The sequence below is a fragment of the Sorangium sp. So ce385 genome, from assembly GCF_051474135.1.
GTDB classification, from domain to species: domain Bacteria; phylum Myxococcota_A; class Polyangia; order Polyangiales; family Polyangiaceae; genus Sorangium; species Sorangium cellulosum_D.
In genome coordinates this window covers 7305690-7322047 of record NZ_CP150337.1, presented here as the reverse complement: position 1 = coordinate 7322047, position 16358 = coordinate 7305690, and the positions used below count along the sequence as shown (strand labels likewise).

At 71.6% G+C, this 16358-nt stretch carries 13 protein-coding genes; 5 read left to right on the top strand and 8 right to left on the bottom strand.

Going from position 1 to position 16358, the window contains the following annotated elements; all coding sequences use genetic code 11:
* Window positions 1–2: 2 nt before the first annotated feature.
* Complete coding sequence (locus WME83_RS26540; protein WP_437312485.1) at window positions 3–929, bottom strand: rhomboid family intramembrane serine protease; 927 nt, start codon at window positions 927–929, stop codon at window positions 3–5.
* 321 nt (window positions 930–1250) lie between these two features.
* Here WME83_RS26540 and apaG point away from each other — a divergent pair, with 321 nt between their 5' ends.
* The gene (apaG, locus tag WME83_RS26535; RefSeq protein WP_061627952.1) at window positions 1251–1634 is read left to right on the top strand and encodes a Co2+/Mg2+ efflux protein ApaG; all 384 of its coding nucleotides are present in this window, start codon (window positions 1251–1253) and stop codon (window positions 1632–1634) included.
* Window positions 1635–1917: 283 nt separating this feature from the next.
* Here the strand turns inward: apaG and clpA are convergent, their stop codons facing one another.
* From clpA to WME83_RS26520, 3 genes are all read right to left on the bottom strand, one after another.
* A complete protein-coding gene (gene clpA, locus WME83_RS26530; RefSeq protein WP_437312484.1) occupies window positions 1918–4248 on the bottom strand; it encodes an ATP-dependent Clp protease ATP-binding subunit ClpA in 2331 nt (776 codons plus the stop codon).
* Window positions 4245–4568: an ATP-dependent Clp protease adapter ClpS gene (gene clpS, locus WME83_RS26525; protein ID WP_020737250.1), complete on the bottom strand. Its 324-nt coding sequence runs from the start codon at window positions 4566–4568 to the stop codon at window positions 4245–4247. Before clpS ends, clpA begins: the two co-directional genes overlap by 4 nt.
* 323 nt (window positions 4569–4891) lie before the next feature.
* Window positions 4892–7462, bottom strand: a complete 2571-nt coding sequence (locus WME83_RS26520) for a glycogen/starch/alpha-glucan phosphorylase (protein WP_437312483.1) — start codon at window positions 7460–7462, stop codon at window positions 4892–4894.
* Window positions 7463–7664: 202 nt separating this feature from the next.
* Here WME83_RS26520 and WME83_RS26515 point away from each other — a divergent pair, with 202 nt between their 5' ends.
* Together WME83_RS26515 and WME83_RS26510 are read left to right on the top strand one after the other, a co-directional pair.
* Entirely contained in the window at window positions 7665–8225 is a 561-nt protein-coding gene (locus tag WME83_RS26515) for a hypothetical protein (RefSeq protein WP_437312482.1), read from the top strand.
* A 246-nt stretch (window positions 8226–8471) separates the two neighbouring features.
* Window positions 8472–8780 carry a hypothetical protein gene (locus tag WME83_RS26510; RefSeq protein WP_437312481.1) on the top strand — a complete coding sequence of 103 codons (309 nt, stop codon included), beginning with the start codon at window positions 8472–8474 and terminating at the stop codon, window positions 8778–8780.
* A gap of 667 nt (window positions 8781–9447) precedes the next feature.
* Here WME83_RS26510 and WME83_RS26505 read toward each other — a convergent pair.
* A complete protein-coding gene (locus WME83_RS26505) occupies window positions 9448–10380 on the bottom strand; it encodes an AraC family transcriptional regulator (RefSeq protein WP_437312480.1) in 933 nt (310 codons plus the stop codon).
* 126 nt (window positions 10381–10506) lie between these two features.
* Here WME83_RS26505 and WME83_RS26500 point away from each other — a divergent pair, with 126 nt between their 5' ends.
* Entirely contained in the window at window positions 10507–11097 is a 591-nt protein-coding gene (locus tag WME83_RS26500) for an ATP-dependent Clp protease proteolytic subunit (protein WP_437322046.1), read from the top strand.
* 37 nt (window positions 11098–11134) lie between these two features.
* On the opposite strand, the gene WME83_RS26495 is transcribed toward WME83_RS26500, so the two are convergent.
* The gene (locus WME83_RS26495) at window positions 11135–11473 is read right to left on the bottom strand and encodes a hypothetical protein (protein WP_437312479.1); all 339 of its coding nucleotides are present in this window, start codon (window positions 11471–11473) and stop codon (window positions 11135–11137) included.
* A gap of 300 nt (window positions 11474–11773) precedes the next feature.
* Between WME83_RS26495 and WME83_RS26490 the strand changes: the two genes are divergently transcribed.
* Window positions 11774–12322: a hypothetical protein gene (locus tag WME83_RS26490; protein ID WP_437312478.1), complete on the top strand. Its 549-nt coding sequence runs from the start codon at window positions 11774–11776 to the stop codon at window positions 12320–12322.
* Window positions 12323–12473: 151 nt separating this feature from the next.
* On the opposite strand, the gene WME83_RS26485 is transcribed toward WME83_RS26490, so the two are convergent.
* Together WME83_RS26485 and WME83_RS26480 are read right to left on the bottom strand one after the other, a co-directional pair.
* Window positions 12474–13898, bottom strand: a complete 1425-nt coding sequence (locus WME83_RS26485) for a WD40/YVTN/BNR-like repeat-containing protein (RefSeq protein ID WP_437312477.1) — start codon at window positions 13896–13898, stop codon at window positions 12474–12476.
* 149 nt (window positions 13899–14047) lie between these two features.
* Window positions 14048–15820 (bottom strand): RICIN domain-containing protein, encoded by a 1773-nt coding sequence (locus WME83_RS26480; RefSeq protein WP_437312476.1) that lies wholly within the window; start codon window positions 15818–15820, stop codon window positions 14048–14050.
* Between the last annotated feature and the right edge of the window lie 538 nt (window positions 15821–16358).

Below are 16358 nucleotides of genomic sequence, written 5' to 3'. Positions count from 1 at the left end.
CGTCAGGCGCGGAGCGCGAGCTGCCACGCGCCGAGGACGAGCCCGGTCGCGGTCGCGCCGAGGGCGACCTGGACGAGGGGCCGGCGCGGCGCCGGCCGGTTGCGCAGGGACAGGCCGGCGACGAGGCCGATCGCGGCGCCGCTGAGCAGGCCGAAGGCGTGGGCGCCGAGGTCGGCGCGCGGGCTCGCGCCGAGGGCGCCGAGGAGCGAGGCGCCGCCCACGAGCGGCGCGACGAGCTGGAGGAGGTGTCGCTTCTCGCCGCTGTCCTTGTCGTGCGCGCGGTCGAGCATGAGCTGGGTGGCGGCGAGCAGCCCGATCGCGCCGAACACCGCGGTGGAGGCGCCGATCGAGGCGTGGTGGTGGCCGAGGCTCTGGTGCCAGAGCGCGTTCGCGAAGTTCCCGATCGCGCCCGACGCGACCACGGCGAGCGCGGCGCCGCCGGGCCCGAGGCGGCGTTGCACGGCGGACGCGAAGACCGTCCCGGAGATGACGTTGCCGATCACGTGGGCCGAGTCGGCGTGCAGCGTGAGCGCGGTGATGGCGCGCCACGGCTCGGGCCCGACGACGAGGTCGGCGACCGAGGCGCCGCGCTGGAACAGCCGCCCGCCGCCGCTGGCGGGGCCGGTGACGAGGAAGAAGAAGAGGGCGAGGGCGACGAACGCGACGCCGGCGGCGATGGACGGCGGGTGGCGCGGGCGTTCGCGCGGGCGGCGCGGGGGCCAGTCGCGGTTCTCCGCTTCGTACCGATCGATCGAGGTCGCGGCGAAGTCGTAGTCCTCGTCGCGCACGAGGAGCACCCAGCCTGCCGGGGTGTACCGCACGGCGTGCCAAAGCTCGCTCGACTGCAGCACGAGGGCCCATTCGCGGACCTTGCGCTCCGGCATCACGGGCCCGATCGCCGTGAGCCCGGGCCCGGGGCCTTCTCCCACGCCTCCAGGGGCATCGCTGTTTTGAACCATCGCCGCCCTCTCGCCGCGCGCCGGCGGCAGGATCGCGATCGGGACGAACCGTTCGCCTTCAGCACATCGAGCACCGGTACAGTCATGTTCGCCCACGGCGGGTTCCTCCACGGATCGTTGACCCCAGGTTCGACGAAACCTGCGGATGAGGCTGGAGGCTGTCAACGCCGCCTCTCGGGGAGCCCGGCCGTCTCCGTCCCGGCGTCTCCTGGCGGTCTCCTGCCGGTCTCCCAGCGTCTCTTGCGCGGCCGGGCCCTTGTGCGCGCGGCGCAGCGGTGGCAGTGCGTGGTTGTGTCGACAGCCATCACGCAGGGCATCCGGGTCACCGTCTCGACGGTGTACGTCCCCACGCAGTCATCCCCGACGGAGCACCGCTACGTCTTCGCCTACACGGTGCGGATTGCGAACGAAGGCACCGAGCCCGCCCAGCTGAGGACGAGGCACTGGATCATCACGCACGGCAGCGGGAAGGTGGAGGAGGTGCGCGGCCCTGGCGTGGTCGGCCAGCAGCCCTCGCTGAAGCCTGGCGAGCACTTCGAGTACACGAGCGGCTGCGTGCTCGAGACCCCGCGCGGCTCGATGCGCGGCACCTACCAGATGCACCGCCCGGACGGCCGCGTCTTCGACGCCGAGATCGCGCCCTTCACGCTCGCGATGCCGCACTCGCTGAATTGATCCAGCGCTCCGCAACTCCGCCCGTCCGACCTGATGAGGTAGCGCTCGCGGGTCGGTCTGCCGGCCAGCCGCGAAGAGCCAGCGGGGAGGGGTGCCCGTGCGCGCGGGCGGCGGGGTAGGGCCCCGCGAATCCGAGCGCCGGCCCGCATCGCAGCGGGTCGCTCCCGGACCGGCTCTCCCCGTGCCCATGGCAACAGCCTTCTACGAGGCGCGAGTTCGCGGGAGGGGCCCCCGCCGCCCGCGCGCACGGGCACCCCTCCCCGCTGGCTCCGTTGCCCTCGATCTAGCCGACGGCCGCCGGCTCCACCTTCGCCCCGTTCGCCTTCGCCTTCTCCGCGTCCCCCCCGCTCCCGCTCCCGCTCGCCGCGGTGAACTTGAACGTGAAGTCGCCCCCTTCGAAGTCGACGGTGACGTTCCCCCCGTTCTCGAGGGCCCCGAAGAGCAGCTCGTCCCCGAGCCGCCGCTTGATCTCGTTCTCGATGACGCGCCCGAGCGGCCGCGCCCCGTTCGCCGGATCGTACCCGCGCGTCGAGAGCTCCGCCCGCGCCTGCTCGGTCACGTCGATGGTGACCGATCGATCCGCGAGCATCGCCGCGAGCTCGCCGATGAACTTGTCGACGATGCTCCCCATCACCGACGGATCCAGCGACCGGAACATGATGCGCGCGTCCAGCCGGTTCCTGAACTCCGGGCTGAACGTGTTCTTGTAGGCCTTGTCGTCGTCGCCCGCCGACCCCCGCTCGCCGAAGCCGACCCGCGCCTGCGCGAGCTCCCGCGCGCCCACGTTGCTCGTCATGATCAGCACCATGTGGCGGAAGTCGCTCTTCTTGCCGTTGTTGTCGGTCAGCGTGCCGTGATCCATCACCTGGAGCAGCACCTGGAACACGTCCGGGTGCGCCTTCTCGATCTCGTCGAGCAAGAGCACCGCGTGCGGCGTCTTCGCCGCCGCCTCGGTCAGCAGGCCGCCGCGATCGAACCCGACGTAGCCGGGCGGCGCGCCGATGAGCCGCGAGACCGTGTGCCGCTCCTGGTACTCGCTCATGTCGAACCGCAGGAAGCCGATGCCGAGCGCCTTGGCGAGCTGCTTCGCGAGCTCGGTCTTGCCGACGCCGGTCGGGCCCGAGAACAGGAACGAGCCGATCGGCTTCTCCGGCGCGCGCAGCCCCGCGCGCGACAGCTTGATCGCGGACGCGAGCTGCTTCACCGCCTCGTCCTGGCCGAAGATCACCGAGCGCAGCGACTGCTCGAGATCCTTGAGCTGCGCCTTGTCCGACGTCGACACCTGCCGCGGCGGGATCTGCGCCATCTTCGCGATGACGAGCTCGATGTCCGCGGTGTCGACCGTGTACCCGTCGCCGTGCTTCAGGCGCGCCGCCGCGCCCGCCTCGTCGAGCAGGTCGATCGCCTTGTCGGGCAGCCGGCGATCCTGGAGGTAGCGCGCCGACAGCTTCGCCGCGGCCTCGAGCGCCTCCTGGGTGTACGTGATCTTGTGGAACTCCTCGTAGCGCTTCTGCAGGCCCTTCAGGATCTGCGTCGTGTCGTCGACCGACGGCTCGGTCACCTCGATGCGCTGGAACCGCCGCGCGAGCGCGCTGTCGCGCTCGAGGTGGCCGCGGTACTCCTGGAACGTGGTCGCGCCGATGCAGCGCAGGCGGCCCGACGCCAGCGCGGGCTTGAGCAGGTTCGAGGCGTCCATCGTCCCGCCGCTCGCGGCCCCCGCGCCGATGATCGTGTGGATCTCGTCGATGAACAGGACCGAGCCCGGCTGCTTCTCCAGCGCGCGCAGCACCGCCTTCAGGCGGTTCTCGAAGTCGCCGCGGTACTTCGTGCCGGCGAGGAGCGCGCCCATGTCGAGCGCGTAGACCGTCGCGTCCTTGAGCGGCGCGGGCACGTCCTTCTTCTCGATCCGCTGCGCCAGCCCCTCCACGATCGCCGTCTTGCCGACCCCGGCGTCGCCGATGAGCAGCGGGTTGTTCTTGCGCCGCCGCGCGAGCACCTGGATCGTCCGGGCGACCTCGTTCTCGCGGCCGACCAGCGGGTCGATGCGCCCCTCGGCCGCCTCCTTGTTGAGGTTCATCGTGAACGCGGCGAGCGGATCCTTGATCGGCTGCGCGCCGCCGGGCTCGCCGCCCTCGTCGGACGACGACTCCTCGCGGAGGCTGTCGTCCTGGCCCGTCTTCGAGATGCCGTGGGAGATGTAGTTCACGACGTCGAAGCGGCTGATGCCCTGCTCCCCGAGGAGGGTCACGGCCGGGCAGTCGCGCTCGGCGAACATCGCGACCAGCACGTTCGCGCCCTTGAGCTCCTTCTTGCCCGAGGACTGCACGTGCATGGCGGCGCGGCCGACCACGCGCTGGAACCCGAGCGAGAGCGTCGGGCTCGTGTCCGCGTCCTCCGGCAGCGCCTCGATCTCCTCGTCGAGGAAGCGCTCCAGCTTCTTCTTCAAGAGCGGGGTGTCGCCCCCGGCGTGCCGGAGGACCTCGGCCGTCTCCTCGTCGAAGAGCAGCGCGTAGAGCAGGTGCTCGATGGTCACGAACTCGTGCCGGCGGCGCGAGGCCTCCCGGGTGGCGAGCGAAAAGGCGATCTCAACTTCGGGGCTGATGCGCATGGTCATTCCGGCTCGGCGGTCAACCGAAGGGGCATTCCGTGCTCCTTGGCGAAGTCCTGGACTTGGGCGACCTTGGTCTCCGCGACATCCTTGGTGTACACGCCCGCGACCCCGTGGCCGCGGTGGTGCACGCTCAGCATGATGTGCGTGGCCTCCGTCTCGGTGCGGTGGAAGAACTTCATCAGGACAAGGACGACGAACTCCATCGTCGTGTAGTCGTCGTTGTGGAACACGACCTTGTAGCGGCGGGCCTTCTCGACCTTCCGTTCCCGCTCCGTCGCGAGGTCGCCCTGCCTGTCTTCTCTCTCCTCAGGATCGTTCGGCATAAATCCGTCGGGAAGGATAGCAAGAGCCCCGCCCCGGCGAGCGGCCGACGGAGGAAGCTCACGCTCCGGAAGCATGCTCCGGCGGGGCGTGGTCCGCCACGCGCGCACCGGGATTTTTCCGTCCGTCGCGGCGTCCGCGTCCTGGAAGCGAGCTGAAGAGGGGTCGGGTCTGCCCGGAGGGCCCGTCGGGTCCGCCCGGTGCGGCACCGCCGCCGGCGGGCGCGCGTCGCCGCCGTCGTCGGGCGTGCGTCGCCGTCTGCCGGCGGGCGCGGGCGCGTCCCGGCGGGCGCGGGCGCGCCTGCCGGGGCGGCGGGGTCACGCGGTCACAGGAGCGACCTGGCGGCGCCGAGGTCGATGTCGACGGGCGTGAGGCCCCAGATGTCGCGCGCGTACTCGCGCACCGTGCGGTCGGAGGAGAACTCGCCCACGCGGGCGATGTTGAGCGCGGACTTGCGCAGCCAGCTCTTCCGGTCCACGTAGGCCGCCTCCACCTCGCGCTGGCAGGCGGAGTAGGCCTTGAAGTCGGCGAGCATCATGTACTCGTCGCGGCCGAGCAGCCGGTCGAGCAGGGGCTGGAAGAGCTCGCGGTACTCCGGCGAGAAGAAGCCCGACGAGATGAGGTCGATCACCTCGCGGAGCTCCGGGTCGGCCGCGACCGCGTCGCGCCCCTCGAAGTGCTCGCAGCGGCGGGCGATCACCTCGTCGGCGGTGAGACCGAACAGGAAGAAGTTCTCCGGGCCCACGGCGTCGCGGATCTCGATGTTCGCGCCGTCGAGCGTGCCGACGGTGAGCGCGCCGTTCAGCGCGAGCTTCATGTTGCCGGTGCCCGACGCCTCCATGCCGGCGGTCGAGATCTGCTCGGAGACGTCGGCGGCCGGGATGATGCGCTCGGCCAGCGAGACGCGGTAGTTCGGCATGAACACGACGCGGAGCGCGCTCTGGCGCCGGTCGCCGTTCACGACGTAGGCGACGGCGTGGATGAACTTGATGATGAGCTTCGCCTGCCGGTAGCCGGGGGCCGCCTTGGCGCCGAAGATGAAGGTCCGCGGCGTGACGTGCTCGCCGCGCTTCTGGCGCAGGTAGAGCGCGACGATGTGGAGCGCGTTGAGCAGCTGGCGCTTGTACTCGTGGAGGCGCTTGATCTGGACGTCGAAGATCGAGGCGGGGTCGACGGAGATGTCGAGCTCCTGCCCGATGAACTTGGCGAGCGCCGCCTTGTTCGCGCGCTTGACGCTGGCGATCCGCTCGATGAACTCCGGGTCGTCGAGGTGGCGCTCGAGCTCGCGCAGCCGCTCGAACTCCGTCACCCAGCGCGGGCCGACCTTCTCGGTGACGAGCGCGGCGAGCGCGGGGTTGCAGGCGAGCAGCCACCGCCGGAAGGTGACGCCGTTCGTCTTGTTGTTGAACCGCTCGGGCCAGAGGTCGTAGAAGTCGCGGAGCAGGTCGCGCTTGACGAGCTCGGAGTGGAGCTTGGCCACGCCGTTGACCGAGTGCGAGCCGACGACGGCGAGGTAGGCCATGCGCACGTGGCGCTCGTGCCCCTCCTCGATGAGCGACATCCGCGCGACGCGGTCGTGGTCCTGCGGGTGGGCGTCCATGACCTCGCGCAAGAAGCGCCGGTTGATCTCGTAGATGATCTCGAGGTGCCTCGGCAGGAGCCGCTCGAAGAGCGCGACGGGCCAGCGCTCGAGCGCCTCGGGCAGGAGCGTGTGGTTCGTGTACCCGAAGGCCGCGACGGTCTGCTTCCAGGCGTCCTCCCAGCTGACGAGGTGCTCGTCGATGAGCACGCGCATCAGCTCGGCGATCGCGATGGCGGGGTGCGTGTCGTTCAGCTGGATCGCGTTCTTCTCGGCGAAGCGCGAGAAGTCCGGGTGGACCCGGTTGTAGCGGTTCACGATGTCGGCGATGGAGCAGGCGACGAAGAAGTACTCCTGGCGGAGGCGCAGCTCCTTGCCCTTGTCGAAGTTGTCGTTCGGGTAGAGGACCTTGGAGATGACCTCCGACTGGTTCTTCTCGTGGACGGCGTGCACGTAGTCGCCGGCGTTGAAGAGCTCGAAGTCGAACTCCTCGCCGGCGCGGGCGGACCACAGCCGGAGGGTGTTCACGGTGTTCGACTGGAAGCCGGCGATGGGCGTGTCGAAGGGGACGCCGATGACCTGCTCGGAGGGGCGCCAGATGACGCGGAAGCCGCCGCGCTTGTCGGGGACGCGCTCGGTGTAGCCGCCGAACGAGACCGGGACGGCGTGCTCGGGGCGCTCGACCTCCCACGGGTTGCCGAAGCGGAGCCACTCGTCGGCGCGCTCGACCTGGTAGCCGTCGCGGATGACCTGCTCGAAGATGCCGAACTCGTAGCGGATGCCGTAGCCGTAGGTGGGCAGGCCGATGGTGGCCATGGAGTCGAGGAAGCAGGCGGCGAGCCGGCCGAGGCCGCCGTTGCCGAGCCCGGCGTCGGGCTCCTGATCGACGAGGTCGTCGAGGTTGACGCCGAGCTCGGTGAGGACGGTCTTGTAGCTGTCGTAGATGTCGAGGGCCTGCAGGTTGTTGACGAGCGCGCGGCCGAGGAGGAACTCCGCGGAGAGGTAGTAGGCGCGCTTGACGTCCTGCTCGTAGTAGGTGTGCTGGGTCTTGGTCCACCGGTCGACGAGGCGATCGCGCACGGAGAGGGCGAGGGCGACGTACCGGTCGAACGGCGTGGCGGTCAGGGATTCCCGGGCGCGCGAGTAGTGGAGGTGGTCCGCGAAGGCGCGGCGGAGCGCGACCGGGTGCATGCCGGTGCGCGCGTCGGGCGCCGGGTTTCCGCGGAAAAAAGCGGCGGGGGTGTCTCGCTGGGAGGGCTCTCGCTGGGCGGGGGTTTCTCTCTGAGGGTTGGGATCGACGTCGATCGGGTTGGCCATGGCGGCGCACTTTAGACGGATCCGGCCCAAGCTGGTGGGCTGCGCGACGTGCTCGGGTGAGGTTCCGTGCGTCGGGAGGTTGGCGATCGCACCAGGCCGCCGGTGTGCTAGGAGCGCAGGCGGCCCGGCGACCTGGTGCGCCAGGGGAGCGTCGCCCGCCGGAGCCTCGGGAGGTCGGCGGATGATCCACGGAGGGCGGGCGATGCGAGGCGGAGCGGGGGGCGGCGCGATGGCGCGCGGTGGGGCGCTGGCGCGCGGCGGGGTGCTGGCGCTCGCGGGGGCGCTGGGAGCGCTCGGCGCGGGGGCGGGCTGCGAGGAGCGCGCGGGGGTGAGCCCGGCAGCGAAGAAGGGGTTCGGCGAGGCGTGCGCGGACGGCGCGGAGTGCGCGTCGTCGGTGTGCGCGGCGATCGGGGGCGTCTGCTCGAAGGGCTGCCGGGTCGACCGGGAGTGCGGCGCGGGGTACGTGTGCCGCTCCCGCGACGACGGTCCGGACGGCGTGTGCAGCAAGCCGCAGGGCCGGGCGCCCGGCGAGGCGTGCATGACGGCGGTCGAGTGCCAGCACGGGCGATGCCTGCACCGGGCCGGCGCCCTGGATCAGCCGGGGCACTGCTCGGCGTACTGCGAGAGCGCCGACGATTGCCCGGCGGGTCTGAAGACCTGCGAGGCGATCGCCGACAGCGCGGGGCGAAAGATGTGCCTCCCCGGGGAGGGTGGGGCGGGGACGGCGGCGCCCGGCGCGAGCGGCAAGGCCTCCGAGCGATAGGGCGGGCGCGCGGTGCGCTAGGGGGGAGCGCGGCCGGCCGGGCGGCTGCGGGGGAGGTGCGATGAGGTGAAGGCGCGCGTCAGGGCTCCGGACTGCCCAGGCCGTATACGAGACGCTGGCGTTACGAAACGGGATTGCTGGCGGTGTGTCGAGCGTCCAGGTTCGTTCGGTTATCGGCCAGGTGGCGCGCGGTGAGCTCAGGACTGTCAACGAAATTCCTGCTGAATTTCGAGGTGTTTGATGGCCATGGATGAACGTGTGCTTATCCCGTCTCTGGCTCGCTATCTTGGTCTGAACCCAATTCCGGCACAGTGGCAAGGGATTGATGTGGTGCTTCCGCTCCTTGAGCGCATGCGCGGCGACGGAGCGGTGGTGCTAATAAAGATCGATGGCGGTAGAGATTTGGCCGACAATGGCCCGTATACGGTCATTGCTTCCGGTGCGCCGCTCAAGGGCGAATATATTCGTGCGGAGATGTCGTCGCTCGAGCGTGGTGTCGCAAAGGTGGTGATAGAGTACGCGAGGAGATGCTGGGGGTTCGTCGAGCCATCGTAGCCAGCGCCAAGGCTGAGCGTGAGCCTGCTTGTTCGCCTTTGTCTGGCCGCTATCTGGTTACATATGGCGTGCCCTCCTCGTGACTGTCCTGACCGACACCTTCGTGGACCACGGCATCTCCGGCTACCGCGAGAAGCTGCCCGAGTTGGAGCGGATGGTCGGAGCAAGCGTCGCGGGTCGTCGATGATCTTGCGGAGCAGCCTCCGGGGGTCAGGACCGTTGTGGAGCGACCGCGTCCTCCATCGAGGAAGCCACGGCTCTGAGCGAGATCCGTCACGGAGCTCATCCACCTTGGCCGAGACGGCTTCTACGGCCGCTCCGACGATGCGTCGGGCGCCGAGCGGCGCCGGGTCGTGCTCAATTACCTGAGCTCATGGGCGCTCGTGCACGTGCCGATCCATGGCCCCGATCCCTACGTGCGGCGCTTTGCCAGCTTCGTCGAGGCTGCCTCGCGCGGCGCGCCGGTGCGGCAGGTGTTTCAGCAAGCGATCGGGGGACATCTCGCCCGAGCAGCTCGAGCAGGATTATCGGAGCTACCTCGTGGGTCCGCGGCTGATCAAGAAGGTGGGCCCCCTACACGGCGGCGCCGCCCCCTCCGCCGCAGGTCGAACGGGCGATGAGCGACGCAGAGGTGCACGTCACCTCCCGCGCCGCCCCGGCGAAGCCCTCACGCCGCCGCGCGCACCGGCGGCAGCCGGAACGCGGCCCCCTCGGAGCGGCTGCGACGGCGGAACGCGCCCGGCGCCTCGCCCGTGTGGCGCTTGAACGCGCGGCTGAACGCGAACTCCGAGTCGTAGCCGACCTCGGCCGCCACGGCGGCCAGTGAGCCGTCGCCCTCGGCGAGCAGCTCGGCCGCCCGTTGCATCCGCAGCTCGGCGAGGTAGCGGAGCGGCGGGACGCCCAGCTCGGCCAGGAACCGCCGCGCCAGCGCGGCGCGGGAGAGGCCCGCCGCCTTCGCGAGCGCCTCGAGGGTCCAGCGCTCCGCCGGCCTCTCCTGCATGAGCCGGAGCGCGCGGGCGACGCGCCGGTCGAAGGCGCGCGCCCCACGCCGGCCCCGCGCGCGCGCCTCGCCCACCTCGCCCGCCCGCTCGTGGCAGTGCAGCGCGTAGGCGAGCAGCGGCTCGAGCAGCGAGCGCGCCAGCGCGGCCTGCCCCGGGGACGGATCCGCGAGCGCGGCGCGCAGCAGGCCCACCACGGCCGAGAGCCCCGGCGCGCGCCGCACCTCGCCGGCAGCGAGGTGGACCACCGGCGCGAGCGAGGCGAGCGCCCCGCCGGGCGCAGCGGCGTAGGTCGCCGAGATCAGCTCCGCCGCCGCGGCAGCGCCGCCGGCCGGCGGCGCGACGCAACACAGGCTCTGCTCGCCGGGCCCCGCGCCGCGCGCGCCGAACCCGAGGAGCACGAGGTCGCCGGCGTCGAGCTCCAGGGCGCGCCCCCCGCCCACGGTGCACGCCCCGTCGTGCTCGAGGCGAAACGCGCCCTGCACGACGACGTGGAGGCTCGGCGGAGCCCCAGCGCCCGCGCGCCAGAGCACGCCAGGAGGGCCGTGATGCCGGGAGACCGCCACGCCGCGGGGAAGCTGCCGCTCCATCTCGTCCGCCATGCCCCATGGTTGCCCGCGCCGAGGCCGCTCGTCCAGCGCTCCTTCGGGGATCGAGACGCGCGAGCATGACTCCGCGCCTCGCGGTCATGGCGCGCGGGCGGGGGCGGCCGGATGCTCGGGGCCATGATGCGCTTCGATGCGACGCCGAACGAAGAACAGCTGCCCCACCGCGCGCCGTCCGAGGAGGTCCAGAGCAGCCTCCTGAAGAGCCGGACCGTCCTGATCTTCGGGGAGATCACCAGCGAGCTGGCGCATGCCGCCACGGCGCAGCTCCTCGCCCTCGCGAACCAGAGCGAGGCGCCGATCCGGGTCCTGATCCACTCGCCGGGGGGACACGTGGAGTCGGGAGATACGATCTACGACGTGATTCGCTTCATCCGGCCCGAGGTCAAGGTGATCGGCACCGGATGGGTCGCCAGCGCGGGCGCGCTGATCTTCGTCGCCGCGCGGCGGGAGAACCGGTTCGCGCTCCCGAACACGCGCTTCCTCCTGCACCAGCCGCTCGGCGGCGTGCGCGGCCCCGCGTCGGACATCGAGATCGAGGCGGCCCAGATCATGGCCGCGCGCGAGCGGCTCAACCGCATCTTCGCCGAGGCGACCGGGCAGGATGCCGCGAAGATCGCGCAGGAGACCGAGCGCAACCTGTGGATGACCGCGCGCGAGGCCCAGGCGTACGGCCTCGTGCACCGCGTCGTCGAGAGCGCGCTGGAGGTCTGAGCGCCGCGCGAGCCCTCCGGGAGCAGCCCCCTCCGGCTCAGCGCTGGCAGCCGCCGAGCGCGGGCGCCCCGAGCAGGTCGAGCTGCTCGACCGCGCGCTGCGGCCGGCGCGCGCCCAGGCCCGCGTCCGCCGCCGGGGCGGCGCCCCGGGAGGCCGCTCGCCGGAGGAGCTCCTCGCGGAGCGCCCCGAGCTCGCGCGCGGGGAGGGTGCTCGTGTCCGTCACGAGCCGCGCGCCGTCACGGTAGCCGGTCCACACCGTGTAGCCGTTCCGCGTGACCTCGATGCCGAATCTGGGGCCATAATCCGTGATCTCGTAGCTGCGTCCCAGGGCGAGAAAGCTCCACGTCTTCATCGTGACCGTCTCGCCATTGTCCATCGGGGCGTCCGGCCTGGCCAACAAACCGGGTCGCGGCGCCGGGCGCCGCGACGCTCCGCCCAGGCTCGCTCCGCGCGTCCAGGAGCTCGGCGTCAGCGCGCTCGCACGCAGGCCGGGCTCTCCCGATCGCTGCGGTGCCCGTCGCGGCGGCCCTCTCGCTCCGCGGCGGCCGCGCCGAGCGGCGCGCGCCCGGCGCTGTCCGGCGGTCGCGATCGTGCTGCGATCTCCCGGACACGCGGCCTCTGGTACGCTGTCGTGATGCTTGGTCGGCTTGAAGGACTTGATGGATGGATGGTCGGGATGGCCCTCTGCCTCGCCGTCGGCTGTGGCGGGACGGCCCAGGAACCCGCGGGAGAGGGGGGCAACGGGGGCGGAGCGCTCGGTGAGCTCGAGTGTCGGCGCGGGGAGGATTGCGACAACGACACCTGCAATCCGGTCAGCGACGCCGCCTGTTACGAGGTGCAGAGCGCTGTCCAATGCGGGGCTGACGAGGATTGCGCCGGCATGGCGGGCGAGGGCGGGGGAGCGGGAGGGAACGAGGGCGGCGCGGTCGGCCCGTTCATCTGCGAGATGCCGCATTTCACGTGTCCTCCGCCCCTGCAGGTGAGCGCCGTCTGCGTCCGCGGCTGCGCGACCGACGCCGACTGCCCGGCGATGCTGGCCTGCGCGCCGGATCACCGTTGCCGCGCGAAGCCGTGCGCCGCCGACGCGGACTGCCCGGTGAACCAGGCATGCGATCCGACCGGCGGGGCCTGCGCCCGCAAGGCGTGCGCGAGCGACGCCGATTGCGAGGGCTACTGCGTGCTCGGCCAATGCGAGGAGAAGCCAGGAATCTGCTTTCTGTATTGAGCCGCGCTGTGCGGCGCCGCGGAGGGTGCCTGTCCGCGCCACCCGAGCTCATCCGGTCAGCGTTTCCCTTCTCCACCGCTCACCACCGCATCTCTGCCGCGAGCGCGCGAGCGCGCATGGCCCGCGCCCGATCCTGGAACGGCCCGGGCCGTCACGGCGCTCCCGGCGCCCGCGCGCGGCTCCGTCCCCGGCGCCCGCGCGCGGCTCCGCCCCGCCGCCGCGCGCGCAGGAGCGCGCCGCCGGCCGCGACCAGGCAGCCCGCGAGCGCCCCGGCGCGCCCCCCGCCCGACGCCTCGCAGGAGCAGCCGCCGCCGGCGCTCGGCTCGGCCGCCCCCGCGCCCGCCTCGCCCCCGCCGGCGCTCGCCCCGCTCCCGCCTGCGCCCGCGGCGCCGCCCGAGGCCGCGCCGGCCTCGCACGAGCGCGCGGCGCCGACGAAGCTCGCGGTCGCCGGCCAGAGGTCGGGGCAGGTCCGGCCGGTCGAGCCCTCGGCCCCGCAGGCCGCCGGCGGGCCGCAGAGGCGGTCGAGCGTCATGAGCGGCGAGAACGTCGCGCCCCCGTCCGTGGAGACGCCCGCGGAGAAGCCGTCCACGAGCTCGTCGGCGCAGGCGAAGAGGCCCCGCGCGGTCCAGGTCAGGCAGCGGACGCCGAGCTGCCCCACCTGCGTGAACTCCAGCGTATCCGTCGGCGCGACCCACAGGCCATCCATGTCGCTGCCGGCCGCGATCCTGGTCCCGTCGGGCGAGAGGGCGAGCCCGAGGAGGCTCACCGCCTGGAACACCTCGCGCCAGGTGGCGCCCCCGTCCCGCGAGACCAGCAGGGCGTCCGCTCCATCGCCGTCGCGGCGCACATACACCACGTCGGGGTCCTCCGGGTCCACGGCGCCGAGGTAGGGCAGGTTGCGATCGTCGCTGCCAGGGACGTCGAACTCCTCCCAGGTCGCGCCGCGATCGTCCGAGCGCCGCACGATCCCCTGGAACGTGGGGCCGTTGCGGCGCCCGCTCACGTAGATGCGCCGGGGATCGCTCGGCGCGCTGTCCAGGGTCACGCCGAGGAACGTGCTCGGGAAGTCGGCCCCGGCCTGGGTCCACGTCCTCCCGTCGTCCTTCGACGCCCAGACCTGGGTCAAGATCGCGTCGCTCGCCATGACGCTGGAGCCGAGCAGGAGCACGCTCGAGGGGTCCGCGCGGTCGATCGACAGATCGACGATGTTGCGCTGGGCGAGCGCGCCCTCGGCGATCTGCCAGTCGCAGCCGCCGTCGTGCGTCGCGCTGAGCCCGTCGAAGAGCCCCGCGAGCATCGAGCCGTCGGCGGTGACGACCATCATGGGATCCTCGAAGCCGCTGTAGCCGACCGCCGCTTCACAGATCCACGACCAGCGCTGGCCGCCGTCACGGGTGGTGAGGACGCCGTAGGTCGCGCGGACGACGATGTGCTCCGGATCGGCGGGATCGACAAGGATCTGGCCGGCGGTGGGGTATCGGCCGTTGGCCAGCGCGGGCGCCGCGGCGGAGAGGGCGATGCCCGCCGCGGCGGCCGCGAGCCCGAGAGCGATGCGGTTCATCGAGGGGAGGTTCATCGATCCTCCTGCACGGCGCAACGCCTCGACAGGAGGCCGCGGGAGCGGCGCCGGGCCGGGGAGATCCCTTCCCGACGCCGGTCACGATCCGCCGCTCCGCGGCGCGCGGGCGGGCGCGGCGCCCCCGGCCGTCGCGCCCCGGAGGCGCGCTACTGCCGCCGGAACCGCTGGTTCGTGCCGGTGCTGCACGTGTACTGGATGAACCTGGCGTTGTCGGCGGTGCTGACCCCGTTGACGTCCACGCACTTGCCGCTGTTGACCGAGCGCAGCGAGATGACGCCGTCGCCGCGATCGAGGACATCCCACTTCTGGCTGTTCCTGCTGCTGTCGCAGTCCGCCTGCGTGATGTTCGCGGAGTTGTTCCGGCTGGCCCCCTGCACGTCGAGGCACTTTCCGCTGTTCACGTTCTTCACGGTCACCGTGGTGCCGCTGATCGTCTCGACCTTCCACTGCTGGTCGCCCGCCCCGGTGCACGGCCGCTGGATGATGGTGGCGCCGTTGTCCAGGCTCGCCCCGGTGACGCTCATGCACTTGCCCGAATGGACGGCCGCGAAGCTCTGGCCGCCGGTGCCGCCGGGATCGCCGCCCGGGTCGCCGCCGGGGTCGCCGCCGGGGTCGCCGCCGGTGCCGCCGAGACCGGAGATCTGGACCTGCGCGCCCGTGGCCGACACCGAGAGGACCTTCACCGTCGCGTTCGTCCCGAAGAGCTGATGAGAAGCGCCGACCACGAGCGGCGCGTCCCTGAAGTTCCCGCCAGGGATCATGTCGAGCAGGTGCGCCCGGCCGCTCTCTCGCGACTGCGTGAAGAACGCATGGATGAGGACGCCCTTCGTGGAGAGGTTGCGCGAGTCGACGACGTTCGTCGCCGCCGGCTGGCGGAACTCGATCTGGTACATGATGTCGTTCGGGCCCTTGACGCGGAGGAGCTGGGTCCCGGTGCTCGCCTCGGTCATCGGCGCGAGCGTGTAGGTCCCGTCGGCGGTCACCGTCACGGCCTGCGTCGACGGGATCCACCCGAGGTTCACCTTGTAGTTGGCGTTGAAGTGCTGCTTGCCGCCGTTGCCCATCGGGTCGAACACGTCGCCGTACTCGTCGAAGGTGCATTCGTTGCTCATGGTCACGGTCGCGCCGTTGCTGCGACAGGTGCGCGAGGAGGCGTGCCACAGGCCGAAGTTGTGGCCGAGCTCGTGCACGACGACCTCGGGCCAGAGGCCGGCGATCCAGGTGGCGCTGCCGGGCTGCGCGCCCATGCCGGCGTACCCGCAATCCATCTTGCCCATGATCATGTAGTGCTGGTACGCGTTGAGATCGAAGCCGGCGTTGCGCGCCGCCGTCTTGGCCTCGTTCTGCCACCGGTTGTAGTCGTCGCACTTGCCGAAGGCGATGTTGAACGGGCCGGCGACGTCGTACTGGAGCTGCATCTTCCCGAACGACGAGCCCGCCAGGTGGGTCGCCGCCCCATCCATGGTGTTGCGCACGTCCTGCTCCGTGCCCAGCGTCTGGCCGCCGTCGAACTGCACGCGCAGCACCAGGACGCGCTTGGCCCCGGTCGTGACGAGCGCGCTCGTCAGCTCGCCGATGCCCTCGGCCGGCCGGATCGCGTCGACGATGATCGCGCCGTCGTCGGTCTCGCTGCCGAACACGTCCACCGGGGAGCCGCTCGCCGTGCGCCAGTCGATCGGCGCCTCGGCGCCCTGCGGCGCCTCCGTCATCGAGTCCAGGTTCAGGCGCACGAACTCCCCGTCTTCCCGCTCCAGCATGTACCGCGCCTCGCCATTGGCGACGGCGACGGTCAGCGTCCCCGTTGCGGTCGGGGTCGGCCCCGCTCCCTCGTCACCGGCGTCGATGCTCAGGCAGCCGGGCGCGAACGCGCACGCTGCGGTGAGGGCAACCGTGGTGAGGTGTGACTTGAAGCGCTGCATGGAATCTTCCTTTCCTGGCTCGGTCCGATGCGCCCGTCTCCCCCCGTGTCGGAGAGCGCCGCACCCTTCCCCCTCAGGAGCCCAGGCGCGGCGCGACGGAGCGCTACCAAGGAGAGGCCGCAAGCGCCGCCAGCCTCTCCGTTGCTGATGTAACTTGACGGCGACTCCGCACTTCGCGCGGCGCGACCATCGCTCGCGATCGTCACGCCGCGCCGCCGTCTCGCGGGTGTCTGGACCTTCAGAGCAAATTCGCGGCCACAGCCGTGCTCCCGGCTTGACACGGGGAGCTGGCCTGTCTCGGCGGAACAATCACGTACGAACGGCCAGTGATCCAGCCTGATGTTATGTTTGCGCGACTGGCATGGATCGAGAGAGATCCTGAATGGACATGAAAACACCACCCCAGTCCATCACGTGAGTTGGCGAAAGAGCGCTCGTGTTCGCCCGCTCGAGCGATTTGGGCCGGCGTTCTGCGCGATTTGGCGCGAGGGTGGCAATCCGTGCTCGAGGGTGAACACGTGAGTTCTCCGGTGAGGGC